Annotated in this window: 14 protein-coding genes; 7 read left to right on the forward strand and 7 right to left on the reverse strand. The window is 68.8% G+C overall.

The features are described from left to right. The first annotated feature begins 12 nt into the window (after positions 1–12). Positions 13–924, forward strand: coding sequence for a hypothetical protein (locus tag AC1DYK_RS00065; protein ID WP_478164415.1), 912 nt, complete (start codon positions 13–15; stop codon positions 922–924). A gap of 2 nt (positions 925–926) precedes the next feature. Here the strand turns inward: AC1DYK_RS00065 and AC1DYK_RS00070 are convergent, their stop codons facing one another. The 3 genes from AC1DYK_RS00070 to AC1DYK_RS00080 all read right to left on the reverse strand — a co-directional run bounded on the left by AC1DYK_RS00070 (position 927) and on the right by AC1DYK_RS00080 (position 3343). After that, positions 927–1373 carry a universal stress protein gene (locus AC1DYK_RS00070; protein WP_478164416.1) on the reverse strand — a complete coding sequence of 149 codons (447 nt, stop codon included), beginning with the start codon at positions 1371–1373 and terminating at the stop codon, positions 927–929. 97 nt (positions 1374–1470) lie between these two features. Continuing rightward, complete coding sequence (locus tag AC1DYK_RS00075) at positions 1471–1941, reverse strand: nucleoside deaminase (protein ID WP_478164417.1); 471 nt, start codon at positions 1939–1941, stop codon at positions 1471–1473. 64 nt (positions 1942–2005) lie between these two features. Continuing rightward, positions 2006–3343 carry an MFS transporter gene (locus tag AC1DYK_RS00080; protein WP_478164418.1) on the reverse strand — a complete coding sequence of 446 codons (1338 nt, stop codon included), beginning with the start codon at positions 3341–3343 and terminating at the stop codon, positions 2006–2008. A 122-nt stretch (positions 3344–3465) separates the two neighbouring features. On the opposite strand from AC1DYK_RS00080, the gene AC1DYK_RS00085 reads away from it, so the two are divergent. Continuing rightward, entirely contained in the window at positions 3466–4410 is a 945-nt protein-coding gene (locus tag AC1DYK_RS00085; protein WP_478164419.1) for a LysR family transcriptional regulator, read from the forward strand. Positions 4411–4505: 95 nt separating this feature from the next. Then, positions 4506–5024, forward strand: coding sequence for a 2-oxo-4-hydroxy-4-carboxy-5-ureidoimidazoline decarboxylase (uraD, locus tag AC1DYK_RS00090; protein ID WP_478164653.1), 519 nt, complete (start codon positions 4506–4508; stop codon positions 5022–5024). On the opposite strand, the gene AC1DYK_RS00095 is transcribed toward uraD, so the two are convergent. Further along, positions 5014–6249, reverse strand: a complete 1236-nt coding sequence (locus AC1DYK_RS00095) for an ABC transporter substrate-binding protein (protein ID WP_478164420.1) — start codon at positions 6247–6249, stop codon at positions 5014–5016. The two genes, uraD and AC1DYK_RS00095, sit on opposite strands and share 11 nt — an antisense overlap. 126 nt (positions 6250–6375) lie before the next feature. Between AC1DYK_RS00095 and AC1DYK_RS00100 the strand changes: the two genes are divergently transcribed. The 3 genes from AC1DYK_RS00100 to AC1DYK_RS00110 all read left to right on the forward strand — a co-directional run bounded on the left by AC1DYK_RS00100 (position 6376) and on the right by AC1DYK_RS00110 (position 10056). Beyond that, positions 6376–8520 carry an esterase-like activity of phytase family protein gene (locus tag AC1DYK_RS00100; protein ID WP_478164421.1) on the forward strand — a complete coding sequence of 715 codons (2145 nt, stop codon included), beginning with the start codon at positions 6376–6378 and terminating at the stop codon, positions 8518–8520. A gap of 91 nt (positions 8521–8611) precedes the next feature. Then, positions 8612–9130, forward strand: a complete 519-nt coding sequence (locus tag AC1DYK_RS00105; protein ID WP_478164422.1) for a DUF3016 domain-containing protein — start codon at positions 8612–8614, stop codon at positions 9128–9130. A gap of 191 nt (positions 9131–9321) precedes the next feature. Then, the gene (locus AC1DYK_RS00110) at positions 9322–10056 is read left to right on the forward strand and encodes a hemerythrin domain-containing protein (RefSeq protein ID WP_478164423.1); all 735 of its coding nucleotides are present in this window, start codon (positions 9322–9324) and stop codon (positions 10054–10056) included. Between the two features lie 8 nt (positions 10057–10064). Here AC1DYK_RS00110 and AC1DYK_RS00115 read toward each other — a convergent pair whose 3' ends face one another. The 3 genes from AC1DYK_RS00115 to AC1DYK_RS00125 all read right to left on the reverse strand — a co-directional run bounded on the left by AC1DYK_RS00115 (position 10065) and on the right by AC1DYK_RS00125 (position 13005). Then, on the reverse strand, positions 10065–11420 hold the full coding sequence (locus tag AC1DYK_RS00115; RefSeq protein ID WP_478164654.1) for a GAF domain-containing protein: 1356 nt from the start codon (positions 11418–11420) through the stop codon (positions 10065–10067). Positions 11421–11434: 14 nt separating this feature from the next. Then, on the reverse strand, positions 11435–11932 hold the full coding sequence (locus tag AC1DYK_RS00120) for a hypothetical protein (protein WP_478164424.1): 498 nt from the start codon (positions 11930–11932) through the stop codon (positions 11435–11437). A 98-nt stretch (positions 11933–12030) separates the two neighbouring features. Continuing rightward, entirely contained in the window at positions 12031–13005 is a 975-nt protein-coding gene (locus AC1DYK_RS00125) for a LysR family transcriptional regulator (protein WP_478164425.1), read from the reverse strand. 157 nt (positions 13006–13162) lie between these two features. Here AC1DYK_RS00125 and AC1DYK_RS00130 point away from each other — a divergent pair, with 157 nt between their 5' ends. Next, positions 13163–14143 carry a Bug family tripartite tricarboxylate transporter substrate binding protein gene (locus AC1DYK_RS00130; RefSeq protein WP_478164426.1) on the forward strand — a complete coding sequence of 327 codons (981 nt, stop codon included), beginning with the start codon at positions 13163–13165 and terminating at the stop codon, positions 14141–14143. Positions 14144–14171 lie beyond the last annotated feature (28 nt).

A 14171-nucleotide genomic window follows, 5' to 3' on the forward strand; every position in this document is an offset into this window, starting at 1 on the left:
TATCGTGTCGGCATGAACAGACTGCCGGCCCCTTTCCCGCTCTGGTGTCGAATCGGCCTCTGGCTGGCACTGTGCGCGTGGGCCTCCGGCGCCCAGGCAGCGCTCGAGGCGGGCTCCGCCCAGGCCCTGCGCGCGCTGCACTACAAGCTCGGCGGCCAGTTGGCCCACAGTCCCTTGAAGCGGCCGGTCGTGCTGGATTCGGCCGAGACCGACGGCGGACTCCAGGGTGACGTCTACGCCGTCGTCGATCATTCGCTGGAGGAGGTGCGGCGCGCGCTCGAACAATCGTCGCAGTGGTGCGACATGCTGCTGCTGCACATCAACAACCGGCGCTGCCGGGTCGCCCGCGGACCCGGGGGCGACACGCTCACGCTCAGCGTGGTGCCACGCTACGACAAGCCGATCGAGCAAGCCTTCGAACTGTCCTTCGTGTACCGCACGCCGCAGGCCACGCGCGACTACCTGCTGGTGGACCTGTCGGCGGAATCCGGTCCGATGGGCACCAGCAACTATCGCGTGATGCTCGAAGCCGTGCCGCTCGGCGAGCACCAGACTTTCCTGCATTTCGCCTATGCCTACGACCACAACGTGGTGGCGCGGCTCGCCACCATGGCCTACCTCGCGACTTTCGGCAGCGAGAAGGTCGGCTTCACGGTGATCGGCAAGAAGCCGAATGGCGATCCCGAATACATCCGCGGCCTGCGCGGCCTGGTGGAGCGCAACGCGATGCGCTACTTCCTGGCGCTCGATGCCTACCTCGATGGCCTGGCCGTGCCATCGGCCGAGCGCGACACCCAGCGCCTGAACCGCTGGTTCGAAGCGGTCGAGCGCTACCCGACGCAGTTGCACGAGATCGATCGCACCACGTACCTCGGCATCAAGCGAGAGGATCGCCAGCGCGACGCGGCGGCGTCCGTGCGCTGAATTCAGCGCAGCACCAGCACCGGCGTGTGCGAATGGGTCAGCACGTGCAGCGTCTCGCTGCCCATCAGCAGGCGCTTGATGCCGCGACGGCCGTGCGAGGCCATCACGATCAGGTCGCAATGGTGGACCCGCGCGGTCTCGATGATGGCTTCGGACACCCCCTCGGCCCGCACGATGATGGCCGTGGTGCTCTTGACGCCCCGGGAATCGGCCTTGGACTTGACCGCATCGACCACCCGCTGGGCCTCGATGTCGGCCTGTTCGCGCAGGCGCGTGACTTCCATCTGGTTGAGCAGCAGCGACCCTTCGAAGTAGCCGGCGGACTGGTGATGGACCACCTTGACGGCGAACAACTCCGCCTGCGTCAGGATGGCCAGGTCGATGGCGCTGGACACGGCCTGTTCCGACAGCTCGGAACCGTCGGTGGCGACGAGGATGCGTTCGTACATGACGGAACTCCTGGGCGAGCGGGACCCGCCCCCTGATTCAGGTTACTGCGCGCATCGCGCGGCTGCAAGGCGCAGCCCCCGTTCTAGGCAAGCTTGCCTAGCCCCGCCGGCCCCAGGCCTCGTACAGGTCTTCGCCCTCGGGCCGCACCGGCAGGCTGACGAGCTTCATTTCGCGCTGCTCGGGCGGCCTGGCCAACTCGACGTAGCCCCGGGCGGCCGACAGGTCGTAGGGCTCGCCGTCCTCGTTCGAGTAGGCGTAGTAGACCTCCTTCACGCCCGCCAGGTACATGGCCGTGAGGCACATGGGGCAGGGATAGCCGCTCGCATAGACCGTGCAGCCGCTGAGGTCGGTGCTCTTCAGGGCCCGGCCGGCCGCGCGCACGGCCTGCATCTCTGCATGGGCCGAAGGGTCGCACAGCGCCTCCACCTCGTTGACGCCGGTTGCCACCACGCGGCCCTCGCGGGCGATCACCGCGCCGAACGGCCAGGTCTTGCGCTGACGCACGTTCTCCATGGCGAGCTGGATGGATTCGAGCAGGTATTTCTCGGCGTCTGTCTTCGTGGTCATGGGCTTTCGCTTGAGCGTGGGATGAATCGGCTGCCGTGGCAGGCTGGTCTGAACAAGGGCGGTGTCAGGCCTCTTTCGGCGGCTGCCTGCGGGCGATGAACACGATCACCAGCACGGCGGCCAGCAATTCGATCGCGGCGACCAGATACAGGCCCGGCGCCACCCGCCCGGTCGCGTTCTTGATCAGGCCCATTGCATAAGGGGCGCCGAAGCCCGCGAGGTTGGAGATCGAGTTGATCAGCGCCACGCCGACCGCGGCGGCGCCGCCGCTCAGGAACATGTTCGGGAACTGCCAGAACACCGGGATCGCGCTCATGGTGCCGACCAGGGCCAGGCCCATCGCGAGCAGCGGCACGACGGCGGGCAATCCCGGCAGGCCGAGCGCCAACGCCAGCAGCAGCATGCCGGCGGCGCCGCAGATCGCGGCACCGCTGAAGTGCCAGCGCAGCTCGCCGCGGCGGTCGGAGTTGCGGCCGTTCAGGATCATGCCGGCGGCGCCGAACAGGTAGGCCGCGCCGGCAATCCAGCCGATCGCCATCGGCGTCACGAAGCCGGTTTCCTTGATGACGGTGGGGATCCAGAAGGTCATCGTCGAATTGGCGCACAGCAGGCAGAAGAAGATCGCGATCAGCAGCCACACCTTCGGGTGGGTGAAGAGCTGGCGCCAGTCGCTGCCGCGGTTGCCGAGCCGGCGGTTGTCGAGCTCGAGTTCGTGGCGCACGACGCGCTTTTCCTCGTCGCTGAGCCAGCGCGCCTGCTCCGGCCGGTCGGTCATGTAGAACCAGGCGAAGACGCCGGCCAGCACCGAGGGGATGCCTTCGAGCACGAACAGCCACTGCCAGCCGTGCCAGCCGTGGACGCCGCCCATCGAGGTCATGATCCAGCCGGCGATCGGGCCGCCCAGCACGCCCGCGATCGCCGAGGCCGACATGAAGGTGCCGAAGGCCTTGGCGCGGCGCTGCGAGGGATACCAGTAGGTCAGGTAGAGGATCACGCCCGGGTAGAAGCCGGCCTCGAAGGCGCCGAGCAGGAAGCGCAGCACGTAGAACTGGGTCGGCGTCGTGACCCAGGCCTGCATCATGCAGACCAGGCCCCAGCCGATGGTGATGCGCATCACGGTCTTCTTGGCGCCGATCTTCTGCAGCAGCATGTTCGACGGCACCTCGAAGAAGAAGTAGCCAAGGAAGAAGATGCCGGCTCCGAGCCCGTAGACCGCCTCGCTGAAGCGCAGGTCGTCAAGCATCTGCAGCTTGGCGAAGCCGATGTTCACGCGGTCGAGCCAGGCCAGCACCCAGAGCGCGCCCAGGAAGGGCAGCAGCCGCCACGAGATCTTGCCGTAGGTCGCGTCGACCCTGTCCTGGGAGGCGATGGCGCCGGGCAGCGCCATGTCGTGTGCACTCATGTCTCAGCTCCTGGTTCTGGCCGGATTCGGCTGCGCCAATGTTGGCCGCTCGCGCGCCTGTGCGAAACTGGGCAGCCGCAATAGGGCGCATAGCAATGTCGATATCCGGAGTCTGAACCACCGTGTCGCGCGCCGATGATCCGTTCGAGACCTACCTGCTCAGGGTGCTCTGTGCCTTGATGGCCGACCAGAGCGTCTCGCGCACCGCGATCCGCATGAACCAGTCCCAGCCGGCCATCAGCGCCGCGCTCAAGCGGCTGCGAGAGATCTTCGGGGATCCCCTGCTGGTGCGCGACAAGAACACCATGGTGCCCACCCCGCGCGCGCTGGCGGCGGCGGCCCAGGCGCGGGCCGCGCTGGCGCTGATCGACGGCCTCGTGAGTTCGGGCGAGCGCTTCGATCCGGCGACCACCGAGCAGGCCTTCACGATCGCCATGCCCGACTACCTGGCGCCGCCTTTCCTGGCCCACGTGGTGCGGACCTTCCGCACCGAGGCGCCGCGCGCGCGGTTGACCGCCATGCCGCTCGGCCCGCAGTTCGACTACGAACTGGCCCTGCAGGACGGCGCGGTCGACATCGTGATCGGCAACTGGCCGAGCCCGCCCGAGCATCTGCACATCTCGACGCTGCTGGAAGACGAGGTGGTGTGCATCCTCGCGCGCGAGCATCCCTGGGCGGCCGAAGGCGCGCTCACGCTCGAGCGCTATCTGCGGGCGGCGCACGTGGTGCCGATGCCGTACTCGATTGGCCAGCGCGGCGTGGTCGAGTCGGGTCTCAACACGATGCGGGTCGGCCGCGACCGGCGCGTGGAGTGTCCATACTTCGGCCTGGCGCCGAGCCTGCTGCCCGGCACCGACCTGATCATGACCACCAGCCGCCATTTCGCGCAGTACCACGCCGAGCGCCTGGACATCGCGATCGTGCCTTCGCCGATCCCGCTTCCGGCGATGCGCTTCTACCAGTTGTGGCACTCGTCGCAGCACCGCTCGGCAGCGCACGTCTGGCTGCGCGGCGTGCTCACGGCCGCGTCGCGCACGCTGGCGCAGCCAACGGCCCGGCTGCACTGAGCCAGAGCAATCCCCGGGCCCTTTGCTATGCGCCGTATAGCGCCGTGCGTCTTCAGGCGCGCGTGACGCGTTCCTACACTGGGTGCATGTCCACACTGCAAACCCACCTCGACCTGAGCGCCGTCAATGCGATGGAGCGCAGTGCATTCACCGCCGCCCTGGGCGACATCTTCGAGCACTCGCCCTGGGTCGCCGATGCGGCGTGGGCGGTGCGCCCCTTCGGCTCGGTGCGGGCGCTGCACGAGGCCATGATGGACGGCGTCCGGGCCAGCGGCAGGGCCCGGCAGATCGAGTTCCTGCGCGGCCATCCGCCCTTGTCGGGCAGCGCGGTGCGCGCCGGTTCGATGACCTCGGATTCGATCGCCGAGCAGAAGAGCGCCGGGCTGGAGGCCCTGTCGGCGACCGAAGAGCAGACCCTGGACCGCTTGAACCGCGCCTACGAGGCGCGCCATGGCTTCCCGTTCATCGTCTGCGTGCGGCACTACACGCGGGCGGGCATCTTCGCGGAGTTCGAATCGCGCAGCCTGCGCGAGCCGGCGCAGGAACTCGCCGAGGCGCTGCGCCAGGTCGGCTTCATCACGCGGCTGCGCCTGGCGGCACGGGTCAGCGCCTGACCAGCGGGCACTTCGAATCGGCCAGCGGCGCGAAGGCCTTGTCGCCCGGGATCGTCTCGAGCACCTTGTACAGATCCCATTCGCCCTTGGACTCCGCCGGTGTCTTGACCTGCACCAGCAGCATGTCGTGCACCATCTTGCCGTCGGCGCGCAACTGGCCGTTGCGGATCACGGCGTCGTCCAGCCTGGCCGAGCGCAGCTTGGCGAGCACCGCGTCGGGCTCGTCGGTGCCGGCGGCTTCGATGGCCTTGAGGTAGCTCAGCACCGCCGAGTAGACCGCCGCCTGCATCATCGTCGGCATCTTGCGATGCACGGCCTGGAAGCGCTGGCCGAAGGCGCGCGAGCGCTGGTCGTAGTCCCAGTAGAAGCCGTTGGTGAGGATCATGCCCTGCGCGTTGGCGAGGCCCATGCCGTGGATCTCGGTGATCAGCGACAGCAGCGGAGTGAAGGTCTGCTTGCCGCCGCGCACCATCGCGAATTGAGAAGCCTGTTTCACGGTGTTGAGCGTGTCCAGTCCCGAGTTGGCCAGGGCGATCACCTGGGCGCCGGAGTCCTGGGCCTTCAGCAGGTAGGAGGACTGGTCGGACGAATTGAGCGGATGGCGTGACGACCCGAGCACCTTGCCGCCGGATCGAGTGATGATCGCGGTGGCGTCCTTCTCGAGCGCGTTGCCGAAGGCGTAGTCGGCGGTGATGAAGTACCAGCTGTTCATGCCCTTCTTGATGAGCGCGGGCACGGTGGTATTGGCGAGCGAGTAGGTGTCGTACATCCAGTGCACGCTGTGCGCGGTGCACTGGTCGTCGCTGATGGTGGAGGCGCCGGCACCGGTGACCATCGCGAGCTTCTTCTTCTCGTCGGCGATGCGGGTCACGGCCAGCGCGACGTTGGAGTAGGTCAGGTCGGTGATCATGTCGACCCTGTCCTGGTCGAACCACTCGCGCGCCTTGGTGGCGCCGATGTCGGTCTTGCCCTGGGAGTCGGCCGAGACCAGCTCGATCGGCATGCCGAGCACCTTCCGGTCCTTCGAGAACTCGTCGATCGCGAGCTGCGCCGCCACGATCGAGCCCTTGCCCGCGTTGTCGCTCGAGACGCCCGAGAGGTCGGTCAGCACGCCGATCTTCACGACGTTGTCCGAGATCCGGGCTTGGGCCGCGGCGCCGGCGCCGAGCGCGGCGAGGGCGATGGCCGCGGCGAAGCGCCGCAGCCCTGGGTTCATCCGATCCATGCAGGTCTCCTTTGTTGTTCGAGCGGCCAGTTTATGCGGGGCGCGATTTCACGGCGGCGTCACAAACTTCCGTACTAATGCCCGGGCTCGCGCGCGGTGCGCGGGCATCACTGTGCAGGAACAACAATGAACGAGCGATCGAGGATGAGGTGGCTGGCGGCGGTGGGGGCCGGCCTCGTGGTGGCCGCATGCGGCGGTGGCGGCAGCGGCGGCAGTTTCGTGCTGCCCACGGGAGGCACGGGAGGCACGGGAGGCACGGGCGCCGGCGGCGGCACGGCCATCGGTGGCGGCGCTGCTGGAACGGTACCGAGTGTGGCCGGCGTCTTCCTTGACGCGGCGGTCGAAGGCCTGGACTATGCCGCGGGGACGGCCCCCAAGGCGGTCACCTCGGCCAAGGGCGAGTTCGCCTGCAAGGCGGGAGAGACGGTGAGCTTCAGCCTCGGCGCGTTGGCGCTCGGCAGCGCCGCCTGCGGCAGCATCCTCACGCCGCTATCGCTGGCAGGGCAGCAGGCCACGCCCGAGGGCTTGAAGGCCGATGCGGTGGTCAACCGCCTGATCGCGCTGCAGAGCTTCGACGAGGACGGCGACCCGTCCAACGGCATCCGCATCGCGGACGCGCTCAAGGGCGCATTGAAGGCCGGCGCGCTCGACTTCGCGGCTCCGGCGGCGAGCTTCGACAGCGCATTCAACACCTTGCTCGCGGCGCTGCCGGGCCCCTATGCCACGCGGGTGTCCGATGCCAATCGGCGCGCGCTGGCGCGCGAGCACTTCGAGAACACGCTGGCCGCGCAGCTCGGCGCCCCGGTGGTCGAGACCTCGACCCAGACCCACGCGCTGGGCGCCATTGCGGTGAGCGTCACCCGCCACCAGTTGCAGGCCGACGCGAAGTTCAATGTGCCCTATGAAGGCGCCAACGAGAAGACGCGCGCCGATTTCCCGAAGGGCTTCCTGCCGGCCTACGGCTCCGGCCTGGCGTTCAAGGGCACGGCGGCCGATGGCGCGCTGGAGTTCTACGCCATCACCGACCGTGGCCCCAACGGCGATGGCCCGACCGCGCCGGTGCCTGGCGGCGCCGGTGTCAACATCAGCAAGGTGTTTCCGGCGCCGTCCTTCGCGCCGAGCTTCGGACGGGTCACGGTCGGCAAGAGCGGTGCCGTGCTGCAGACGAGCGTCGCGCTGAAGCAGGATGCGACTCGCAGAATCAGCGGCCTGCCTCCGCAGTCGGGCGTGGGCGCCACCGGCGAGACGCCGCTGACCGACGCCTACCTCTTCGATCCGGCCAAGGCGAACTTCGACGCGAACGGCCTGGACCCCGAGACGCTGGTGCTCGACAAGGCCCGCAAGGTGCTCTGGAGCAGCGACGAATACGGTCCCTTCATCGTTCGCATCAACATCGACAGCGGAGTCATCGAGAAGAAGTACGCACCGGGCAGCGGCGCGGCCGACCTGCCCGCGGTGCTGGCGCTGCGGCGCCCCAACCGCGGCATGGAAGGCCTGACGCTGGACGTCGCCAGCGGCCGGCTGCACGGCTTCCTGCAGAGCCCGATCGACCCGAAGGACGGCGCCGGCAAGTCGATCCAGGCCTTGCCACCCGGCGGCAAGAAGACCGACGTGCGCCATCTCGCGAAGTTCACGCGCTGGCTTGAGTTCGATCCGGCCACCGAGCGCTCGAAGCTCTACGCCTACCCGATCGACGGCAGCCAGTACGACAAGGACCGCACCGGCAACGCCAAGCTCGGCGATGTCGTGAGCCTGGGCAATGGGCGCTTCATCGTGATCGAGCAGGGCGCGCGCAAGAGCGATGCGAAGGTGTTCAACAAGCTGGTGCTGGTCGAGATTCCGGCCGATGCGACCGACATTGCCGCACTCGACCACAACCTCGAGATCAGCAGCATCACGCAGGCGGCGTCCAGCGGTGCCGACTGGTCGAGCGTGGTGACGCTGAAGAAGACCGATCTGCTCGACCTCAACGCGCTCGGCTGGCTGGCCGAGAAGGCCGAGGGCCTGACGCTGGTGGACGAGCACACGCTGGCGCTCGTCAACGACAACGACTTCGGGGTCGCCACCACGCTGCTGGACGCCAGCGGCCAGCGGGTGGCCGGCAGCATCGAGGATTGCACCGTGGATGCCGCCGGCGCGATCGTGAGCGGCTGCCCGGCGGGCGTCGTCGGCGCACGCATCACACGCGGAAGCGACCTTGAAAGGCCGACGCGGCTCTGGCTCCTGCGCTTCGCGCGCAAGCTGACCGACCTGAAGCTGCCGGCCCCCTGAGGCCACGCAAGACTGACTCTGGGGCGTGCCGGCGCGGAACCCGGGGTCGCGCCGCGGTGTCGAAGCAGGCTCGGCTTCGACAGGAGACGCCATGCCCCGACGCTTGCTTTCCCTACTCGCGGCGATCGTCGTCGCCGCCGGCGCATCGGCGGCGGCTTCCGCTGCCGCGCTGTCGGTCGTTTTCGTCGATCCGGACAGGTTCACCGATGCCGCGTATTCGCATCCCCACGGCACCGCGCAGCAGCGCGCCGAAGTACTGCGCGACATCGAGCGGCACCTGCGGCAGCTGGTCGAGCGCGGGCTGCCGGCGGGCGACACGCTGCGCGTCGAGGTGCTGGACATCGATCTGGCCGGGTGGTTCGAGCCGTTTCGCTTGCGCACCGGCACCGATGTGCGCGTCCTGCGCGACATCACCTGGCCGCGCATCCGGCTGCACTACACGCTGACGCGCGGCGACCGTGTGATCGCGAGCGCCGAGGAACAGGTCGCTGACCTGAACTACCTCATGACGGTCAATCGCTATGGATCCAGCGACCGGCTGCGCTACGAGAAGGCGATGCTGGACGACTGGTTCAGCCGGCGCATCGCGGTCCAGGCCCGGCAGGACTGACGCAGCCGGGTGTTCCTGTTCCTGATGAGCGGGACGTGCGGCTGCCGGCCGGGGTCCGCGCGCGAAATTTAAGGTTTGGTGAGGGATTGCTTAAGCAATTCTTAGCGGCGCGCGCGGGCGTGGATTCCTAGACTTCTTTTCCAGCAGGCAGGCGCACGGTGCGCCCGCCGCTGTACCGAAAAGAGGACCCCATGAACATCGATCAGCGCGAACTGCGCCATGTCGCGGAGGCCGCAGCGCCCCGTGTCGATTTGTATGCCGGCATTCACAAGGCGTTGCGCGCGCTGATGGCCGACACCCTGCTGGCCGTCGGGCGGATGGACAGCGACGATGCGCTGGAGCTTGCGCAAGTCACTCAGCGCGTGCTCGAACTGCTCGATTTCTGCCGCTCCCACCTGCGGCACGAGAACGAGTTCGTCCACACCGCGATCGAGGCCCGCGCGCCCGGCGCCAGCGGCAAGATCGCGCATGAGCACGACGAGCACCTGCAGGCCATCGTCGCACTGGCCGGCGAGACCACGGCCCTGCTGCAATGCGCGCCCGCGGCCCGGGCCGCCGGCACGCTGGCGCTGTACCGCGCGCTGGCGCTGTTCGTCGCTCACAACTTCGAGCACATGCATGTCGAGGAGACCGCCCACAACGCGGTGCTGTGGGCCCGCTACACCGACGCCGAGCTGATCGCGATCGAGAACGCGCTGGTGGCGGCGATCCCGCCGGAGGAGATGATGTTCGTGCTGCGCTGGATGGTGCCGTTCATGAACCCGGCCGAGCGCGCCGCGATGCTGGGCGACATGCGCGCGCATGCGCCGGCGCCGGCCTTCGCCGCGGCGCTGGACGTGGTGCGCCCGCATCTGAGCGAACGCGAATGGACCAAGCTCAGCGCCAGCCTGGGCCTGCCGGCGGTGCCGGGACTGGTGCAGGGCTGAATCCCTGTTCAGCCCGCGATCTCGGTCAGCGCGACCGGCCGCGCGATGCGCAGCTGAAAGCGGCCGCGGCCGGTCTTCTCGATCCGGATGTGCGGGCTGTTCTCCTGCAGCCGGCGCTGCAGCAGCACCAGCCGCGCCTCCAGGTTGTCCGAGAGGTCGGGCAGTCGCAGCGCCGGGTCGAGCCGAAGCTCGCGATTGGTGAATTCGCTTCGGCCCTGCTGCGCGTGCTCGCGCAGCAGCTTGCCGAAGATGGCGCCGGCCACGCCCTTGATCAGGTAGCTGTCGCCGATGAAGACGCTGTTGTTGGCCAGATAGTGGCGCACCGCGACCGGGGCACCCGTGGCCGACGCCTGCCGCGCCGGCGTGGGCGGCTCGGCCGCGGCGGCCGGCTCGTCGGCGGTGCGCAGCAGCTCGAGCGCGGCGCCCAGGTGGCCGGCGATCGCGACCAGCGCATCCTCGTCCTCGAAGCCGAAGCGCAGGTCCTGCGGGCTCTCGACGAACAGCGCGCCGAGCAGGCGGCCGCAGGACACGATCGGCACCGCGAGCTGGCTGTGCGGCTCGGGCAGGCCCGGAAACGGGATCTCGGTCTCGAGCACCAGGCCGGGCTCGATCTCCCGCATGCTGCTGCGCACCGCGTGGCTGTAGCTGGCCGCATTCGTCATGTGGCTGATGCGCACCGGCGTGCGCTCGCGTGCGGCGACGCCGATCACGCCGTGGCCGATCTCGATCTCGGAGCCGACGCCCGAGGTCGCGTAGCCGCAGCTCGCCACCGTGTAGAGGCGGTCGGTCACGCCGTCGCGCATCAGCACCATCGCGTGGCGCACGTCGAGCTGGTCGTTGAGCACTGCGAGCACGGCCTGCAGCAGCTCGTCGGTCGCGCAGCAGGCGGACAGCCGTTCGGCGCAACGGCGCACGCCCGCCAGCAGGCCGTGGCGCGGCGGCGGCGGCGCCAGGCAGTCGCCTTCCAGCCGCTCGATGGCTTCGACCTCGTAGATGTCGGCGCCGAGCAGGCGGAACACGCCCGCCATGCCCGAGTGGGAGGCGATGCCCGCCAGTTGCGCCTTCATGCCTTCGAAGCGCGGCCCGCCGGTCTCGGTGCGCAGGTAGCGCAGCCCGAGCCGGTAGAAGGCGGCGACCACCGGATCCATCACCAGCACCGTCGCGTGCGGATTGGCCAGGATGTTCTGCCGGGTCTTGTTGAAGAACTGGAAGGACAGCGCGACATGCCGCTCGTCGACGTAGTAGACCTGCGAGATGTAGGCGACGTTGGGCGTACCGTCCTCCGAACAGGTGGCCATCATCGCCGGGATCGCACCTTCGAAGCAGGCGCGGATCGCATGCAGCGAGGGCGGCGTGGCGCGCATGTTCATCGCAGTGTTCAAAGAGCGGGCAGTGCGCTGCCGGCTTTCGGGCCGGGCGTCTGGTCGAAGGCCGCGGTCGGGTTGAAGCGGATCGCCACCACGTCGTCGAGCGTGAAGGCCAGCATCGCGCGCACGAAAGGGATGTCGTAGCCGACGCAGCCGACCTCGTGTTCCATCGAGCGCAGGTAGCGGCGCAGCAAGGGCTCGTCGGCCTCGGTGGCGGCCCGAAGCTCCGCGCGGCCGGCCTTCACCTGCACCGTGCGATGGCTCAGCGGTTCGCTGAAGACCACCGCAATGTGCCCGGTGGCGGCGATGTCCTGCAGCAGTTGGCGCGACTGGCTGCGCGAGACATAGACCGTGACCTCGCTGCCGTCCGGTGCGATGCCGGCGCCGACCGCGCGCATCAGGCTGGGCCGGTGCGCGACATTGCGCGAGGCGACGATGGCCGAGACGCCCTTGTCGATCATCGCGATGTGCTCGGGGCTCAGCAGGGGATGGGGAGGGTCGGCGGACATGGAAACGGGGCAGGTCGGCGAAGACCCGCATTGTGATTCAAAGTCCCGCTGCCGTCCGTTTTTCAGTCGGCCTACGCCAACCGGCCGACGCGCCTGTTTCAGGCGGCCAGCCGGGTCTCCGGCACGACCGGCGCGCTGACCCGCAGGTGACGGGTGGCGCTGGCAGTGCGCATCACCGCCGACAACAGCGAGCGGAACCAGATGTGGGCAGCCGCATGCTGGTTGCGCCCGTGCCAGAGCTGGTAGAAGCGCATCGGCGGGAAGGCGATCGGCGAGGGCACCACGGCCAGCGGCAGCGTCGCCGCGAAGTGCAGAGCGAAATGCCGGCTGGTCGTGAAGATCAGGTCGGTGCCGGGCAAGAGCTGAGGTGCCATCGAGAAGTAGGGCACGGTCACCGTGGGCGTGCGCGCCATGCGCTGGGCCGCCAGGTGGGTTTCCACCACGCCGCGCTGCAGTCCGCTGTAGAGCAGCGGGACCACATGGGAGCCCTGCAGGTAGTGCGCGAGCGTCAGGCCGGCGGCGCCCGGGTGGTCGCGGTCGACCAGGCAGACGATCTCGTCCTCCAGCAGCAGCGTGGTGCGCAGGTGCTCGGGCGGCTGCGGCCAGTTGCCGATCACCACGTCCAGCGCACCTTCGGCGAGCGCGGCATCGAAGTCGTAGTCCTGACCGAGCGGCTGCAGCAGGATCCGCGCGCCGGGTGCCGTGGTGCGCAAATAGTGCACCACGGCCGCCATCAGCGGCGGCGCCAGGTAGTCGGGCGTGCCGATGCGGAAGGTCTGGCGCGTGGTGGCCGGGTCGAAGGCGTCGCCGGGCGAGAGCAGGGCATCGATCTCGCCGAGCACCGTGCGAACCGAGGCCTCCAGCTGCAGCGCGCGCTCGGTCGGCACCATGCGCTGCTTGTCCTTGATCAACAGCGGGTCGTCGAAGATCTCGCGCAGCCGCTTCAGCGCGGTGCTGACCGCGGGCTGCGACTGGTTCAGGCGCGTCGCCGCGCGTGACACGCTGCGCTCGTTCATCAGGATGCTGAAGACGCGCAGCAGGTAGGTATCGAAGGGGTCGTTGGCGCGTGACATGGCCTGTCTCCTGCACAGATTTGGTGCCTCGGGGCACCGGCGCCGGTCTCCGGCGGGCTGCGGGGCGGCGCTTTGCTATGCCGCTGATTGCTGCCTAGCGATTGGCGTGCCATGGCTGCGTTCCTAGAGTCAGGCATCCCTTTTGCTGCACCACCCCATGACCCACCTGATTCACCCCACGCGCCGCGGCGCACTCCAACTGCTGGCCGCAGGCGCCGCCGCGCTGGGCCTGCCGGCCTTCGCCCAGTGGCCGGACAAGCCGATCAAGATCATCGTGACCTTTCCGCCCGGCGGATCGAGCGACATCCTGGCCCGCGTGATGGCCGAACAACTGGGCAAGAAGCTGGGCCAGGCGGTGGTGGTGGACAACAAGCCCGGTGCCGGCGGCACGATCGGAGGCGCCCAGGTGGCCGCGGCGGCGCCCGATGGCGCCACCTTCATGCTGTCGAACACCACGCCGATCGCGCTCGGCCCGTTCACCCTCGACAAGCAGCCCTACGACCCGGTCAGCGCCTTCACCCACATCGCCTACCTGGGATCGGCGCCGCTGGTGATCATGGCCAGCAAGCCCTCGGGCATCACCACGTGGGCCGACCTCGAGGCGCGGGCACGCAAGGAAGGGCGGCTGGACTTCGGCTCCGGTGGGCCCGGATCGATCGGCCACATCCACGGCGAGCTGATCCGCAAGACCACCGGCGCGAACCTCGTGCACGTGCCGTACCGCGGCGGCGCCCCGATGACCACCGACCTGATCGCCAACGTGATCCCGGTCGGCATCGACGTCATCACCGCCTACGTGCCGTTCTTCAAGAGCGGCCAGTTGGTGCCGCTCGCCGTGACCGGCAGCGCACGCTCGCCGTTGATGCCGGAGGTGCCGACCATCGTGGAGCTGGGCCAGCCGAAACTCGTGCTCGAGAACTTCTTCGGACTGAGCGGCCCGGCCAGGCTGCCGCCCGAGATGGTCGTGCGGCTGCACACCGCCTGCAACGAGGTGCTGGTGATGCCCGAGGTGCAGAAGAAGCTGATCGAACTCGGCATCGTCGCCAGGCCCGAGAGCACCTCCCGCTTCGAGGCCATGGTCAAGGAGCAGGTGGGCGTGCTCGGGCCGACGGTGAAGGCCGCGGGCATCAAGCTCTGAGCGTGCTTCGGGCTGCTTGCGCGGCCTC

The organism is Variovorax sp. P2_H12, from assembly GCF_056403395.1.